Genomic DNA, 14,391 nt, shown 5'->3' with positions numbered 1-14,391 from the left:
CGGATGAAGGCACTCGCGGCGCTGTCGCGAGTGCTTTTTCACTGTTCGAAGGCGAAAATCTTCTTCCAGTCTTTCTTCATGTCGACCACCAGCCAATTGCGACCCTCCGCCTCGTCGAGCGCCTTGTCCAGTTTTCCAAAGGCTGATTCACGGTCATAGGCATATTCGCGGGCTGCGTCGGTGTGGTGGACTAGCAGGCCAAAGCTCGAGCCTTTACCTGACGTCGTCCAGCGCAGCATTTCGTAATCTCCATCCGAGTTGCCGGCCGCGAATATCGGCTTGAGGCCGATGAACTTGTTTATGCCGACGGGCTTGCCGGGGCCGTCGTCGACGAAGTCGATCTTCGGCAGGCGTTTGAGAACCGGTACATCGCCGACGAGTTCGTATTCGGTCGCGATCGTGCTGCCGACGACCTGTTCGGGCGGGATGCCGTAAAGCTGTTGCGTGACGGGACGCATGAACTCGATGCCGCCGCCGGAGACGATATAGGTGCGAAAGCCGTTGGCACGCAGATAGTCCAGCAGCTCGCGCATCGGCAGGTAGGTCATCTCGGTAAAAAGCTTGCCGGTCCGGGGATGTTTTGACGTGGCGAACCAGTCCGTGGCGATCTTGGTGAACTCGTCTGATGTCATGCCGGCATGCGTTGCCATCATCAGTTCCACCATGCCCCTTTCACCAGCCTTGGCTATGCCTTTCAGATCGCCATCGAGAACGCTCTTGAAGGGCTCCTTGGTCTTCCATTCCGGGTGCTGGGGTGCCAGCGCCTTGACGCGATCGAGTACGAAACCAAGCTGGATATAATAGGGCTGCTCGGACCAGAGCGTGCCATCATTGTCGAAGACGGCGATGCGGTTCTCCGGCGCCACATAAGCCTCTCCGCCTTCCGTCGTGGTTGCCCTAACGAAATCCGTGATGCGTGTTTTGGCGGATGTGTCGTTCCAGGAGGGCAATACGTCTTGCGCGGACACTGGGCTGCATGTGGCCGTGATCAGAAGAATGACTGCGATGGCAAGGCAAGCAAGGCAGGCATCAAAGGCTCGAACGGATCGTCTCATGGACATCCTCCGGTGAAGCTGAAATTCTCTTGATGCAGCGGAAACCGAGATGGCTGGTCGAGGTATCCTCCGGCTCGGCATGGCGCGCGGCGGGGCGATAGCGGCGGCAGTAGTTCGGTGCGCAGAGATGCGAGCCGCCCTTCAAGACCCGTCGCGGAATGAGGATGCTCGGTTGGCGCGGGTCGTAACTGGCTTCCACGCCGCCGCCGCGCGGATTGGAAGGAATGCAGCAGGCTTTTGCGGCGGGCTCGGGATGGCCGTCGGACCAGTAGTCCGTGGTCCATTCCCAGACATTGCCGATCATGTCGTAAAGCCCGTAACCATTCGGCGGGAAGCTGCGAATGGGGGAGGTCCGTTCATGGCCCTTCGGTTTCGCCGACATCACGGGGAAGGTTCCCTGCCAGGTGTTGGCCATGGGAATGCCGCCAGGCATCAGTTCGTCGCCCCACGCAAATTCCACATCGTCGAGACCACCGCGGGCTGCGAGTTCCCATTCTGCTTCGGTCGGCAGGTCGAGGCCGGCCCAATCGGCATAGGCCTTTGCGTCGCACCAGGCGATGTGCACGACAGGATGGTCGAGCTTGCCGCGAAGGTCGCTCAGACCGCCGAGCGGCCGGCGCCAGTTCGCGCCGAACTTGAAGGTCCACCATTGAGTGATATCGGGGCCCTCAACCTTTCTCGGCTGAAAGAAGACAAGCGATCCGGCGCGCAGCATCTCTGGCCTGGCGCCGGGATAGTCCTTTGCCTCAGGTGCCTTCTCGGCTGACGTCACGTAACCGGTCGCCCTGACGAATTCAGTGAACCTGCGGTTCGTGACGGGGATTTCGTCGATCCAGAAGCCATCGACCTTTACAGGATGGGCGGGAGCCTCTTCGGGATAGTGGTCATTGGAGCCCATCATGAAGGTCCGGCCTGGAATCCAGACCATGCCTTCGGGCGCCGCACCGGGCCTCTGCTGATCGTCGAATGCCAATGCCATCACCGCCTCCGGAATATGCGCCGGAAGCTTCGCGCGTATGTAGAAGGGAAGGAAGTACGTTACGGTAAACACGCTCGCGGATGGTGTAACGGCAGGCGTAAATTTACGGCACCAGCCTGCTCCGGCTGGCTACGCCCCTTCCTGCATTCTTAAGCAGGGACCGCGGCGTATTATCTGGCCATGTCTCTCCCGTTGACGGCGATCGGATTGAGCGGCGGCAGCGCTGGCGGTTTTCTATCTCTGATCGTTGCGTCTCTCCGGGCGACGGCCCTGATGATCGCCGCCCTGTCGATGTCAGGTCCGACCTGTGCTCCAAAAAGCTTGCGTTCCAAAAGCTCAATCTGCTGCCTGAGGACGGGGGAACTTTCCCTTGCGAGTCAGTCGGCGATGGTCCGGTATCCGCATTGGAAGGCCCAGGCCTGCAGGGCCGCATAGACCGCGGTTTCGCTGCCGCTCCTGATGGTCTGCTTCATCCGGTGAAGCCGGTATGAGCGGGAATTTTGCCTGAGATCCCGGTGTTTCGTGCGCCATGCTGCGAAGCGGGGAATGAGCTGCCGGAGAAGGAAGGCGACAGCTGCCAGGGCAACGGCTACCGCGGCAATGAGCCAGATGCTGATCTGCTGCGATCGACGGTCTTCTTGCTGTTCAAGCTGCGGTGCGATCGCCTCTTTGGCCGCTGCGGCGCCGACCGTGACCTTGATGTCGGGAAGTGTCGCGGTTTTCTCGGCTTTGCTGTCCACATCGAACCAGGGGTAGGAAATCGCTGGTATGTCGAATGTGCCAGCGGCGGGGGCTGTGTAGACGATCGTTTCGGTGTGCCGGCTGGCTGTTTCCCGGTTCATTTCTATGCCGTCTTCGATCTTCGGCGGCTTCACATATTGCTGCAGGCCGGCTGCGCTGCCGAGCTCCACCGGCGGCATCATCATCGCCTGCGTGTCCAGGGCCGTGATGGTGATGGTGCGCGAAAACGCATCACCGGCCTTCAACTTGGATGGATCGCGATCGAAGGATTGCTCAATCGTCAGGCCGTGTGCGACTAAATTCGGCTGGCTTGGCAGGGCGTTGCCGCCAACGGTGAAGGAAATGCCGGGCATGGTCACCGTCGCCTTCGTCGGCTTTCCGTCTACGCCATATCCGAGTTCAATCGGAATATCCGGCAGGCTGTAGGGGCCGGATGCTTCCGGTACGATCGCATAGCTGCGGCGGATGCCGGAATATTGCACACCGTCGATGGTCTGTGTCAGGTTCATGCTGCGCTCCTCCGGCAGGGTGACCATGGCATTGGGAACGTCGAACAGAGGAAACTGCGGCGGTGAAGTGAAGAAATTGGGCACGAAGACATCCACCGTCAGGCGTACCTGCTGTCCCGGCACGATCTCGCCGCTGCCTTCGATCGCGGCACGAGCAAAAGGTTCGGCGGCGAGCGCATTTCCAGACAGGAGCAACCAAAGCGACAGGATAAAGCGCGTCATAGCTTTTGTCCCTGTGCTTCAAGGGCGAACTTGCGCGCCATGAGGTCCGCCGGGCTCGCCTGGATGTTCTTCATCCACATTTCCGACGTCTGTTCGGCGATGCTCACCTGGCCTTCCTTGCCCTGCTTTCCCTTGTCGTCGAACTGAACGCTGTCAGGCTTCAGATTCGGGTCCTGTTGCTGTTGTTCCTGCTCCTTGTCCTGCTGCTCTTTCAGCAATCGCTCTGCGATAATGAGATCGGCTTGAGCCTCCGGCCAGTCCTTCCGTTTTTCGATCGCCTTCTGATAGGCCGTGACGGCCTCCTCGAATTTGCCGAGGTGCAGAAGCGTGTTTGCCTGATTGTACCAGCTCTCGGCCGTATCGACGGCAGCAAAGGCATCGAGTGCATCCTGAAAGCGACCGGCCCTGTAAAGCGCTGCACCCTTCCACATCGGATTTCGAAAATGGTCGGCTGCTCCCTCAAAATCACCCTGTTCAAAAGCCAGTCGGCCCTGTTGGTCCGGCGTCAGCCATAGATCCACGAAACCAGCCGCTTCCGCCGGAGATGGCATCAGCAGCCGGAAAGCGAGAAGCACGGCGCCGACCCTGACCACCCAGCCACGCCGGAAGGAAAAAGCAAGCAGCAAGGCAATTGGGGCGACCAGCCACCAGCCGGCATCACGCCAGCGATTGCCCTCGGACGCCTGCGCATCGGAAAAGTTCTTGCTGACGCGCTGGATGATCCAGCGCACATCGGTATCGTCGTCACTGATGGTGGCGACGTCAGCCCCCGTTGCCGATTGCAGCTGTTTCAGGGCCCCCATATCGAGCTTGGGTAGCAGGCGCCCGCCACCGGCGTTGGTCAGGAAGTTTCCGTCGGCAGTCCTGACCGGTCCGCCCTCGGCGGTGCCGATACCTAGAATGATGATGCCGTTGGCATTTGCCGCCTTGAGCGCATCGACCCCGGCCGGTTCGATGCCGTCGGTCAGGAAGACGATCGTGCCGGTCGTATTCTCCGACTTGAACAGGCTGTTCGATAGCGAAAGTGCGTCGGGCGTGCTCTTGCCGGGCTTCGGCATGATGCGTGTCGCCAGCGCATCCGAATAGCTCTCGATCAGGGAGGCATCCTCCGTCAGCGGAACGACGAGATGGGCGGTGCCGGCATAAGCGACGATCGCGGTCTTTGCTCCTGGCCGCGCAGCGAGAATATCGTGGATCTTCAGCTTGGCGCGTTCGATGCGACTGGGGCTGATGTCGATCGCATCCATGGTCGAGGAAAGATCAACGGCAATGACGAGGGGCGCGGTATCCTCGACAAAGGGCGGTGCTTCGCGCCGCCATGTCGGACCTGCCGCGGCGATCGTGCCCAAAGCCAACAAGCCGGCCAGAAGCCATGAGGGATTGATGCGGCTATGGCGGTTTGCCTCGACAATCAGTTTGTCGAGCAGGTGCGGCGCGATCATGCCCTTCCAGCGGTCGCGAATATCGTCCGACCGGGCTGCAAGCCAGAGGATGAGGGGCGGAATGAGCAAGACGAGCAGCCACCACGGGCGCAGAAAATGAAGATCGGTGATCACGCCGCTGCCCTCCGGCGGATCAGGCCCAGAGAGCCTGCGAAGAGATGATAGAGCGCGAGAATGGCGATCGCAGCGCCCAACGGCCAATGGAAAAGTTCGATACGCGGCCGCCAGGACACCACCTTCTGTTCGTCAGGCGTAATCTGATCCAGAACGTCGTATATTGCCGCGAGCTGGTTCTGATCGCCGCCGAAGAAATAGCGTCCGCCGGTATCGGTGGCGATCTTCTGCAACGTGGCCGTATCCAGCTTGTCCTCGCCTGTCGCGGCGGGATCACCGATGCCGATTGCATGAATGGTAATGTCATTTCTTCCGGCGATCTCTGCCGCCTTCAGCGGCGGCATCTTGCTTGCCGTATCATTGCCATCGGTCAGCAGGATCAGGACTTTTTCGCGTGCCGTGGTCTTTTCGAACATTCTGAGCGCAAGGCCGATCGAATCCCCAAGCGATGTGCGTGGGCCGGCGATCCCGGGCAGCAATCCGCTGATCATCAGCCGGACGAGTTCATGATCCATGGTGAAAGGCGCAAGCGGGTAGGGCGCGTCGCCGAAGGCGATCAGGCCCAGGCGGTCGTGGGGCCGTTTCGCGACGAAATCGGAGACCACGGACCGTACCGCATCGACGCGTGCTCCAAGGCTGCCATCGGGCACCGGAAAATCACGCGTCTCCATCGATTGCGAGAGATCGAGCGCGAGAAGGATATCGCGCTGCGGCTCCGTCTTTTCCAGCGGTGGTTCGACGAATTGCGGCCGGGCAAGCGCCAGCACAACAAGGCACCAGGCAAGCCCCTCGGCGATCGTCTGCAGCCAGGTCCGTTTCGGCACGACCGAACCTTCGGTCGGCTGAACCCCCGCGGCACGTGTGACCTGATCGAAGAATGGCAGGCGGATCGACGCCGATGTTTCCCGATGCGGCGGCAGCAGCCACCAGACCAGCAAGGGGAGCGGAAGCAGCAGAAGCAGCCACGGATACTCAAGCTGATACATGGTGCCCCCTGATCCATCGCCTTGACTTGAGGACGAGCTCATCCGTGCTATCAGGAGGAAGAGCGGCAATGGCCGCGCTGTCGTGATATTCGAGATCATCAAGCAGGCGCGCCAGAGCGCCGGCCCCTCCGCTTTGGTTCAGACGCTCAATCCATGCCCGACCGGTCACCGACGCGACATCGCTCCTCGGCCATGCCGCGAGCGCCGTCCGCTTGAGCAGTTCCGTGAGTTCGTGGATGCCCTTGTCTCGGCGTGCCGGATTGCGGATGTCGGCTTCGATAGCGGCAAGCATCCGGAGCGCCTCGCGCCGGTAGGCATTGCGGCGATATCGCCTGAGCCAGACAAGGATGGCCGATAGCAGCGCGATGACGAGCAATGCACCCAATGCCGCCCAACCCCAGGTTTGGGGTAACCAGGAGACAGGCGGCGGAATTGCGATGTCATGCAAAGAGCGGAGCGCCGTCTGGGTCATCGGATCGAGTTGGACTGTCTGCTCCATCAGCGCCTCCGCTGCCGCCAGGCGGATTGTTCGAGCAGGCGGCGCAGCTGCGGGGCAGTCTCCTCCGCCGTCGAGACAGGCAGCATGGGGAGGCCGAGTTCACGCTGCCAGGCCATCAGTTCGCGACCGCGATTGCGGGCGAAAGTGTCGATGGATTTCCGCACGCCGGCCTGGCTTAGTGACAGTTCCGCCTGCAATCCGCCGCCGCTGATGACGATATCGGCGGATTTGGGAAGCTCCAGAAGGAAGGGGTCGTAGATCAAAAGACAGATCACGTCGTTGCGCGCGGAGAGCGCCAAAAGCAGGTCGCGGGTCGCTTCGCCGTGTCCGCTGAAATCGCTGATGATGACGACGAGATGATCGTGATGGGCGATGCCTGTGACGCGTCGGAGCACGTCATCGAGTGAATCCGGCGAGGGCGTGCCGGCAAAGGCGGCTTTCAGCGCCGCATTCCTGGTGGCGATCTTGTCGGCAAGAGCGATGACGGCATTGCGGCTACGATGCGGCTTTACTTCCTCGATGTGGCCATCTCCAAAGATAAAACCGCCCACCCGATCGCCTGATCCCAGGATGCGCCAGGCACAGAGCATGGCTGCTTCGGCGGCAGTGACGGATTTCATGGCGCGGCGGCTGCCGAAAAACATATTGATCCGCTGGTCGACGACGAGGATTGCCGGCCGCTCCTTCTCCTCGCCGTAGATGCGGACGACCGGCGTGCCGGTGCGCGCCGTCACGCGCCAGTCGATGGAGCGGATATCGTCGCCCGGCAGATAATCCCGCAATTCCTCGAAGATCAGGCCGCGGCCGCGCAGGGCTGACTGCATCCGGCCGGCGAGCTGCTGATGGCTTTTTGCTTTCTGGACGAAAGTCAGATTGCGGGCACGACCCTCGAGAGCGACGAGCTGTTCCGTCGTGACATAGACGCCGTCGCTGCTGAGGGCGCCCGTGCTCATGAGACCGCAACCAGTTCGGTGATGCGATCGATGACCTGATCGGCGTTCGTATTGGCGGCATGGGCCTCATAAGACAGGATGAGGCGATGGCGAAAGACATCGTTGACGATCGCCTTCACATCGTCGGGGGTTACATAGTCGCGACCCTTCAGCCAGGCATATGCGCGGGAGACCTTGTCGAGACTGATGGCGCCACGCGGGCTGACGCCAACCTGCAGGAGGCTCGCCAGATCCTTGTCGTAGCGATCCGGGTAACGCGTGGCGAAGACGAGAGCGACGATATATTTCTCGACCGGTTCGGAGACCGTCACCGCACCGATTTGCGTGCGCGCATCGAAGACGGCCTGTGGGTCCAGGCGCTCGGTGGCCGGATCAGAGCCTTTGCTGTGGGCGATGTTCTCCTCGTCCCGGTTGAGACGCATGATCGCGGCTTCCGATTGCTCATCGGGATAGGTGACCTCGACATGCATGAGGAAGCGGTCGAGTTGCGCCTCGGGCAGGGGATAGGTGCCCTCCTGCTCGATCGGGTTTTGCGTCGCCATGACCATGAAGAGATCAGGCAGCGGATAACTCTTGCCGCCGACGGTGACCTGCCGTTCCTCCATCGCCTCCAGAAGGGCGGACTGCACCTTGGCGGGCGCACGGTTGATCTCGTCGGCAAGAATGAGATTGGCGAAGATCGGTCCCTGCTGAAACTTGAACTCGCCCTTGCCACCTTCCGAGAAATAGATCTCCGATCCGGTAATATCGGCAGGCAGTAGGTCCGGCGTGAATTGGACGCGCGAAAGCTCTGAATCGAGGTTTTTTGCGAGGCTCTTGATTGCCCTCGTCTTGGCCAATCCAGGAAGACCTTCGACGAGCAGGTGGCCATTGGCGAGCAGCCCGAGCAGCAGGCGCTCGACCATCGCCTCCTGGCCGATGATCGACTGGCCGATGCGCTTGCCGAGATCGAGGATGTCGTCGCGTGCCGTCATGGGAGCCTCGCCAATTGCGTTGGGGCGCGGCGAAATCGCCGCGCCGGTCTTGGTCGGGAGAAAGAGCTACCGGCTTCCTCCCGGATTCTGGTCGAGCGAACTCATCAGGGCCGCGATCATCTGGTCGACGCTGAAGCTTGCGGGCCGTTGGCTCGGTGGGTATTCGCGGAAGGTCTGGAGGAAGGGTGCGACCTTGTAGACGCCATATTGGACGATATAGGCATTCTTCATCACCCAGTCATAATATTGATCCGACACGACATCCGCGCGCTCGTAGGGATCCATCCGCAGGTTGAATACTTTCGGCACCCGCAGGCAGGTGAAGGGGTTCGCCCATACCACGAAGCCTCCCGGTTGGCGCTGTTCGCAGAAGACGATCTTCCAGTTGCCGTAGCGATAGGCGACGAGTTCACCGTCGTCGTTGAAGTAGAAGAACTCGTCACGCGCCGACTTCGGCTGTTGTCCCGTCAGGTAGGGGAGCTGGTTGTAGCCGTCGAGGTGAACCTTGAACTGATTACCGCTGATCGAGGTGCCTTTCGCAAGCCTATCCTTGATATCGCCGTCGCCGGCGGCAGCGAGCAGGGTCGGGAACCAGTCGAGCCCGGACATCATATCGTTCGAGACTTCGCCGGCCTTGATCTTGCCGGGCCAGCGGATGATCGCGGGAACACGGAACGCGCCTTCCCAGTTCGTATCCTTCTCACTGCGGAATGCGGTCGTTGCCGCGTCGGGCCACGAGAACTGGTTGGGGCCGTTATCGGTTGTGTAGACGACGATCGTGTTGTCCGCGACATTCAGGTCGTCGAGCGCTTTCAACAGCTTGCCGACATCGCCGTCATGCTCGACCATGCCGTCGGCATAGTCGTTGCCCGGCATGCCGCTTTGCCCCTTCATCGATTCCCGCACGTGGGTGAAGACATGCATGCGGGTCGTGTTCATCCAGGTGAAGAAGGGCTTGCCGGCCTTCACCTGTCTGTCCATGAAGTCGATCGCGGCTGCGGTCGTCTCGTCGTCGATCGTTTCCATGCGCTTTGTGTTGAGCGCGCCGGTATCCTCGATCTTGCCGTCGGCAGACGCCTTCAGGACGCCGCGTGGCGAATTGGTGCGCACGAATTCCGCGTCGTCCTTCGGATAATAGGGACGTTCGGGCTCTTCCTCGGCGTTGAGGTGGTAGAGATTGCCGTAGAATTCATCGAAGCCGTGATTGGTCGGGAGGAATTCGTCGCGGTCGCCGAGATGGTTCTTGCCGAACTGGCCCGTCGCATAACCGAGCGGCTTCAGGGCCTGGGCGATGGTGATGTCCCGCGGCTGCAGGCCGACGGTGGCGCCGGGAATGCCGACCTTGCAGAGGCCGGTGCGCAGGCAGACCTGGCCGGTGATGAAGGTGGAGCGCCCGGCCGTGCAGCTGTTTTCGGCGTAATAATCGGTGAACATCAGGCCTTCCTTGGCCAGACGGTCGATATTCGGGGTCCTGTAGCCCATCACGCCGAAGGAATAGGCGCTGATATTGGTCTGGCCGATATCGTCACCGAAGATGACGAGAATGTTCGGCTTGTCGGGTGTCGGTGCAGGGGCTGGCGCGGCCGGGGCGGCGGGGGACGCTTCCTGGGCATAGGCCGATGAAATGAAAGGTGCTGCGGCAAGGCTCATTGCCACTGCTGCCGTCGCCGAAAGAAGTCTGCCGGAGAGTGTCGTGGCCATCACGTTCTCCCCGCCGCAAGGTCGTTCAACATTACGCTCTCCCTGGTGTCGGGCAGGCCGGAGGCCGCCGGAACTGGATCGTCGCCATTCGACCGGGAGAGACTTCTACTTTGAGGCCATCTGCGGAAGTACGTTACCGTAAATGCCGATGTTGCTGGACGTAACCGCCCACGTAAATCGCGTTCGTTACTGCGTCAGCGGCTGCGATTGCGGATCGGCGCGAAGAGTATCTTCGACTTCTACTGGTTTTGCGGCGGTTGGCCGAGGCTGTCCGACGATCGTCAGCGGCGCGGCTACCGCCGTGCCGGCGACCTTGCCCACAGTCTGCACCGTACCGCCTACGACGGCGGCAACGCCTTCGCCGAGCGTGATGTTGGAATCCGTCAGGGTCTGGCCCGTCATCAACCGCTGGCCGATGAGCTGCACGATTTCGGGGCTTTCGGCAAACTTGCCGTGATTGAGTTTGTCGCCGGTGTCGACCTTGGTCAGATCGATCGCGGTAATGCCGGCTTCTTCCAGCCGGCTGCGATAGGGCTCCTTGGATGGATCGATGGCACCGAGCCGGGAGACTTTTCCGGTGATGAAGCTCGAAACTGCCAGAGCCCGATCATCCTGCGAGACGAAGATCGTGAATTTCGGACGGGGCGTGCCCATTTCCACGAACTGCTTGGCGAAGACCTGTATGTCGATATCGGGGGAGGCAAGAATGACATCGCGGATCTTGGTGTTCACATGCCCGTCACGGATGCCCATCTGGCGCAGGGATTCCATGGCAAGCCAGGTTCCCATCGAATGGGCAAGAATGGTGATATCCTTGACGCTTGGATCCTGGGCGAGGATTCGCAGCGCCTGTTCGAGTGCCGTGCGCGAATAGTTCGTGCTTTCCTTGTCGTATTCATAGGCCGTCAGCTTCGCACGTGAAGGCCAGGTGAAAAGGACCGGCGTTGCCTTCATGCCGCTGTCGTGAACGATCTGGGCCAGACGGAAGACGGAGTCTTCATAGGTATTGTTGAAGCCGTGTATGAAAACGAGTGCGTGGCCGTCGACCAGATGCTGCTGGAACCAGGCGCGTCCTTCAGCCCGCGTCTCGAGCTGCTCGACCCGCGTGACCGCGAAATCTGTCGCCGGGTTCGGCGGCAGCTTTTCGGGCCACTGTACGGTGCCGGCCGCACGCTTCGGCGGAATGGAAATTGCAATATCCGTCAGGTAGGGTTTCGGACTGCGCTCTCCATTGAAAAGCGTCGCAGGATTTGCGGAAGGCTGACGGGTGGTCGCCACCAGCATTTCGACCTGTGAGGTTTTCGGAGTATTGGCCGTGAGGACGACAGGGGTCATCACCCCGGTCGGATGGCCGCAGCCTGCCAGCACGGAAAGTGCGGCGAGGAGAATGCGTCGCAGCATGATCACTTCCTGGTTCAACAGTCCGGCACTCTAGGCCGCGGCAAATCGCGGATGGAAGTAAGTTACCGTAAATGCGGGTGTTAATACGAGTCTTTATAGCAGCCTCGACAGCGACGAGGTGAAGGGGCGCGAATTCAACGGGAGGCCTGCGCTTCACCCACGATGACTGCGCCTCCCTGCGCCGGGGTGGCTGCTTTTTCCTGTGAGGGCAAGGTCTGCTGCTGCACCTCGCTATCGGAGGCGCTGCGCCAGAATTGCCAGCCTTCGCCCTGTATAAGACCGCTGTCGGTGAGATCCTTCCAGTGGCTGAAGGTGCCAGTACCAGTATAGACGAAATTGCGAGCGTCTTCGGGGGAGGAATACATCGTGTATTCGGCAGTATGCTCCGAGCGGTTGGCGGGATCGGCGACCTTGTTGAGGAAGCTCGACAGAAACTTGAAGTGCAGGAGGGCGCTGGTGATACCAACGGCGCCGCGCATTTCACCAAGGTTCAGTGCGAGCGGCCAGACCTGGTGCGAGGATTTGAGATAGAGGCGCTCGCCGGATACGTAGATCAGCGGGATCTTGTTGAGCGCAGGGCCATCCCAGATGCGGCCGCGAAAATAGACGCGACCTCGGACCCCGCCCTTGATCCAGATGGTGCGACTATTCCTGTCGAAATGCGATTCATAGCCTGAGCGGTCGAAGAGGCTGCAGACTTCGAGCGGATTGCGGCCGGGCTCGCAGATGTTTTCGCTGACGGGATTGCGGCTGTACATGTCAATCATGACCGAGCGCAGCGAGCGGGCGCCAACGGATTCCATGTAGGCGGTCAACTGGCTGATCGAACGCGTATCGCAATGCGGATAGACGAGAAACTCGTCCGCATCGACATAGAGAACCCATTTCTCCTGGCAGTGACGGTTCATGACAGCGTTGATCCAGTCATTGCCAAAGCGCGCAGCCTTGTAGGAACCGTTGGCTGACAGCAGCGAAACATCCTCCATGCCGGACAGGAGCTCGACCGTGCCGTCGCTTGAGCCGTTGTCGATACAGATGAAATGCTCGACACCGAGATCGCGATAATATTGCAGGAAGAACTCCATCCGGTGTCCTTCGTCGCGGATCACGCAGATCAGCACGTGGCGTGCCTGCTTCAGGCTGTCGCGAAGGCCGGCATAGCCGATCTGGCCGGCCTTCAGCGAACGGCGCAGACGGGCCTTGGCGTAGTGTGAGATGCTGGTCGTCAAAGCACTCATTTCTGCTCCTGAACACTCGCGCCGGCTCTGATGACCAGCTCTGCCTGCAGGGATCGGGCCAATTTTTCGTCAGACGACATAGTCGCCGGCGAGCAGCGTCTGCACGCGTGGATTGGGCATCTCATTCTGCAGGGCATGTCTCACGCGCTCGCGCATCGAACGATATTTGTAGACCATCTTGCGATCGAAGCTGATGCCCCGGTAGAGCGCGTTGTAGGCCGGGTGCGTTTTGCGCAGGTCGATGTAGACTTGGCTTTCGGTGTCGCTCCACGGGAAGAAGGTGCCGTGCCAGGGTTTCGGATGCGCCATGTAGTGGACGATGGCAAGCGAGGACATGTCCACCAGATGCAGGAATTGCTTGGGGAAGTTCCAGCGGTTCGACACCAGGATGAGCGAGGAGCCGCAGACATAGTTCAGCGCGCCCTGATCATGCTTGCCATCGCAAGCCTCCGGGTTCGTGGCAAAGAGCTGCAGTGCTTCCGGTCCGATCCAGCCGTCGCGGTGGAATTTCAAAACGCCGGCATTGAAATAATTGCTGTCCTTGCCGTTTTGCAGCAGGCCATGAATCGACGTGTAATCGCGGGCTGCGAAGAATTTTCCGGGAGGAGCGAACGCATTTTCGAGATCGGCAAGGCTGCTGACGATCTGCGTGTCGCCGTCCAGATAGATGATCTGAGTATAGTTGTCAGGCAGGATCTGTGCGAGCACGAGCTTGGCCATGGTGCTGACGCTGATACGGCCCATGAAATGCGAACCGTCGAGCTTGCCGAGAGATTCGTGCAGCGCTTCCGTCGCGTCCATCAACGTGACGCCGCTGAGCGCCAGTAGGCTTTTCAGCTCTTCGAAATTGTCGAGGTGTTCCGACATGAGAACACAGACATCCGTCTCGGGATTTGCAAACTTCCGCGCCTGCAGTGCCGAAAGAATAGTGGGGAAAGAATATTCGACATCCGTAACGTAGGCCACGCACTGATTACTCATGGTACAATCCTTCTCGCAGTTCTTCGTCTCGAAGTGCCTTTATTCAAATCCGTCAAAAATTTACCGTTGTTGAGGTGCTGTCTCCCACTTGTCGCAAGCGGGAAATTTTTCATCCGATCGCGAGCCAATCGTGCCCCTTCGGCAGTTTGATCACGATGGATTGTGGGAAAATTAACCATTGCTATCGCTCCACTACCAAAAGCTGGGTGTTGTGGATCTGGTCCTGTAATGTGAAAACCGGCGCAGGGCTCGGTGGGACGATAGAAAGGAATAAGGCATCGCAATGCTGAACGGCACAATCATTGTGATACTGATTTCGCTCGCAGCCGGAGCAGCCATTCGCGCCTGGGCCTTCGCGATTTTCGCGATTATTGTAGCTCTTGGTTTCGGCATCGTAGCCCATCAAAACACGTCGCTGCTTGAAGCCGCGCTTTATGGTCTCGGTATCCTCCTGCTCATGCAGGTCTGCTATGTGACGGGGGTCTTTGCGACCGGCTTCTGGCGCCGCAGCCGCAAGTCGTCCAAGGAAAGCGCCATCACCGATCAGGCGCCTGTGCCGAGCGAGCGGCAAGGCTGACATAACCGACATTTTTTCC

13 protein-coding genes are annotated in these 14,391 nt (G+C 60.1%); 1 reads left to right on the top strand and 12 read right to left on the bottom strand.

Annotation, left to right across the window (positions count from 1 at the left end; genetic code table 11):
- Positions 1-38 precede the first annotated feature (38 nt).
- The 12 genes from FHX06_RS05685 to FHX06_RS05630 all read right to left on the bottom strand — a co-directional run bounded on the left by FHX06_RS05685 (position 39) and on the right by FHX06_RS05630 (position 13,795).
- Positions 39-1,055: an HAD family hydrolase gene (locus tag FHX06_RS05685; protein ID WP_183878351.1), complete on the bottom strand. Its 1,017-nt coding sequence runs from the start codon at positions 1,053-1,055 to the stop codon at positions 39-41.
- Entirely contained in the window at positions 1,030-2,034 is a 1,005-nt protein-coding gene (locus FHX06_RS05680; RefSeq protein WP_183878349.1) for a formylglycine-generating enzyme family protein, read from the bottom strand. Before FHX06_RS05680 ends, FHX06_RS05685 begins: the two co-directional genes overlap by 26 nt.
- Positions 2,035-2,411: 377 nt before the next feature.
- Positions 2,412-3,506: a BatD family protein gene (locus tag FHX06_RS05675; protein ID WP_246715477.1), complete on the bottom strand. Its 1,095-nt coding sequence runs from the start codon at positions 3,504-3,506 to the stop codon at positions 2,412-2,414.
- Positions 3,503-5,062 (bottom strand): VWA domain-containing protein, encoded by a 1,560-nt coding sequence (locus tag FHX06_RS05670; protein WP_183878347.1) that lies wholly within the window; start codon positions 5,060-5,062, stop codon positions 3,503-3,505. Before FHX06_RS05670 ends, FHX06_RS05675 begins: the two co-directional genes overlap by 4 nt.
- The gene (locus FHX06_RS05665) at positions 5,059-6,048 is read right to left on the bottom strand and encodes a vWA domain-containing protein (protein ID WP_183878345.1); all 990 of its coding nucleotides are present in this window, start codon (positions 6,046-6,048) and stop codon (positions 5,059-5,061) included. The genes FHX06_RS05670 and FHX06_RS05665 overlap by 4 nt, the downstream gene beginning before the upstream one ends.
- Positions 6,035-6,547 carry a DUF4381 domain-containing protein gene (locus FHX06_RS05660; RefSeq protein WP_183878343.1) on the bottom strand — a complete coding sequence of 171 codons (513 nt, stop codon included), beginning with the start codon at positions 6,545-6,547 and terminating at the stop codon, positions 6,035-6,037. Before FHX06_RS05660 ends, FHX06_RS05665 begins: the two co-directional genes overlap by 14 nt.
- The gene (locus FHX06_RS05655; RefSeq protein ID WP_183878341.1) at positions 6,547-7,500 is read right to left on the bottom strand and encodes a DUF58 domain-containing protein; all 954 of its coding nucleotides are present in this window, start codon (positions 7,498-7,500) and stop codon (positions 6,547-6,549) included. Before FHX06_RS05655 ends, FHX06_RS05660 begins: the two co-directional genes overlap by 1 nt.
- Positions 7,497-8,474: an AAA family ATPase gene (locus FHX06_RS05650; protein ID WP_183878339.1), complete on the bottom strand. Its 978-nt coding sequence runs from the start codon at positions 8,472-8,474 to the stop codon at positions 7,497-7,499. The genes FHX06_RS05655 and FHX06_RS05650 overlap by 4 nt, the downstream gene beginning before the upstream one ends.
- A 66-nt stretch (positions 8,475-8,540) precedes the next feature.
- The gene (locus tag FHX06_RS05645; protein WP_113014857.1) at positions 8,541-10,175 is read right to left on the bottom strand and encodes an arylsulfatase; all 1,635 of its coding nucleotides are present in this window, start codon (positions 10,173-10,175) and stop codon (positions 8,541-8,543) included.
- Between the two features lie 186 nt (positions 10,176-10,361).
- The gene (locus tag FHX06_RS05640) at positions 10,362-11,576 is read right to left on the bottom strand and encodes an alpha/beta hydrolase (RefSeq protein ID WP_113209942.1); all 1,215 of its coding nucleotides are present in this window, start codon (positions 11,574-11,576) and stop codon (positions 10,362-10,364) included.
- A 134-nt stretch (positions 11,577-11,710) separates the two neighbouring features.
- On the bottom strand, positions 11,711-12,814 hold the full coding sequence (locus FHX06_RS05635; protein ID WP_113209941.1) for a glycosyltransferase family 2 protein: 1,104 nt from the start codon (positions 12,812-12,814) through the stop codon (positions 11,711-11,713).
- A 69-nt stretch (positions 12,815-12,883) separates the two neighbouring features.
- Positions 12,884-13,795: a glycosyltransferase family 8 protein gene (locus FHX06_RS05630; RefSeq protein ID WP_113014859.1), complete on the bottom strand. Its 912-nt coding sequence runs from the start codon at positions 13,793-13,795 to the stop codon at positions 12,884-12,886.
- A 283-nt stretch (positions 13,796-14,078) separates the two neighbouring features.
- On the opposite strand from FHX06_RS05630, the gene FHX06_RS05625 reads away from it, so the two are divergent.
- Entirely contained in the window at positions 14,079-14,372 is a 294-nt protein-coding gene (locus FHX06_RS05625) for a hypothetical protein (protein WP_112543885.1), read from the top strand.
- Positions 14,373-14,391 lie beyond the last annotated feature (19 nt).

This window comes from Rhizobium sp. BK512, from assembly GCF_014194915.1.
Lineage (GTDB): Bacteria > Pseudomonadota > Alphaproteobacteria > Rhizobiales > Rhizobiaceae > Rhizobium.
This window is presented reverse-complemented; position numbering and strand designations above follow the sequence as displayed.

Coding starts and splice junctions, on each gene's coding strand:
- FHX06_RS05685 (WP_183878351.1), bottom strand. CDS start 1,055: ATGAGACGATCCGTTCGAGCCTTTGATGCCTGCCTTGCTTGCCTTGCC.
- FHX06_RS05680 (WP_183878349.1), bottom strand. CDS start 2,034: ATGGCATTGGCATTCGACGATCAGCAGAGGCCCGGTGCGGCGCCCGAA.
- FHX06_RS05675 (WP_246715477.1), bottom strand. CDS start 3,506: ATGACGCGCTTTATCCTGTCGCTTTGGTTGCTCCTGTCTGGAAATGCG.
- FHX06_RS05665 (WP_183878345.1), bottom strand. CDS start 6,048: ATGTATCAGCTTGAGTATCCGTGGCTGCTTCTGCTGCTTCCGCTCCCC.
- FHX06_RS05660 (WP_183878343.1), bottom strand. CDS start 6,547: ATGGAGCAGACAGTCCAACTCGATCCGATGACCCAGACGGCGCTCCGC.
- FHX06_RS05655 (WP_183878341.1), bottom strand. CDS start 7,500: ATGAGCACGGGCGCCCTCAGCAGCGACGGCGTCTATGTCACGACGGAA.
- FHX06_RS05650 (WP_183878339.1), bottom strand. CDS start 8,474: ATGACGGCACGCGACGACATCCTCGATCTCGGCAAGCGCATCGGCCAG.
- FHX06_RS05645 (WP_113014857.1), bottom strand. CDS start 10,175: ATGGCCACGACACTCTCCGGCAGACTTCTTTCGGCGACGGCAGCAGTG.
- FHX06_RS05640 (WP_113209942.1), bottom strand. CDS start 11,576: ATGCTGCGACGCATTCTCCTCGCCGCACTTTCCGTGCTGGCAGGCTGC.
- FHX06_RS05635 (WP_113209941.1), bottom strand. CDS start 12,814: ATGAGTGCTTTGACGACCAGCATCTCACACTACGCCAAGGCCCGTCTG.
- FHX06_RS05630 (WP_113014859.1), bottom strand. CDS start 13,795: ATGAGTAATCAGTGCGTGGCCTACGTTACGGATGTCGAATATTCTTTC.
- FHX06_RS05625 (WP_112543885.1), top strand. CDS start 14,079: ATGCTGAACGGCACAATCATTGTGATACTGATTTCGCTCGCAGCCGGA.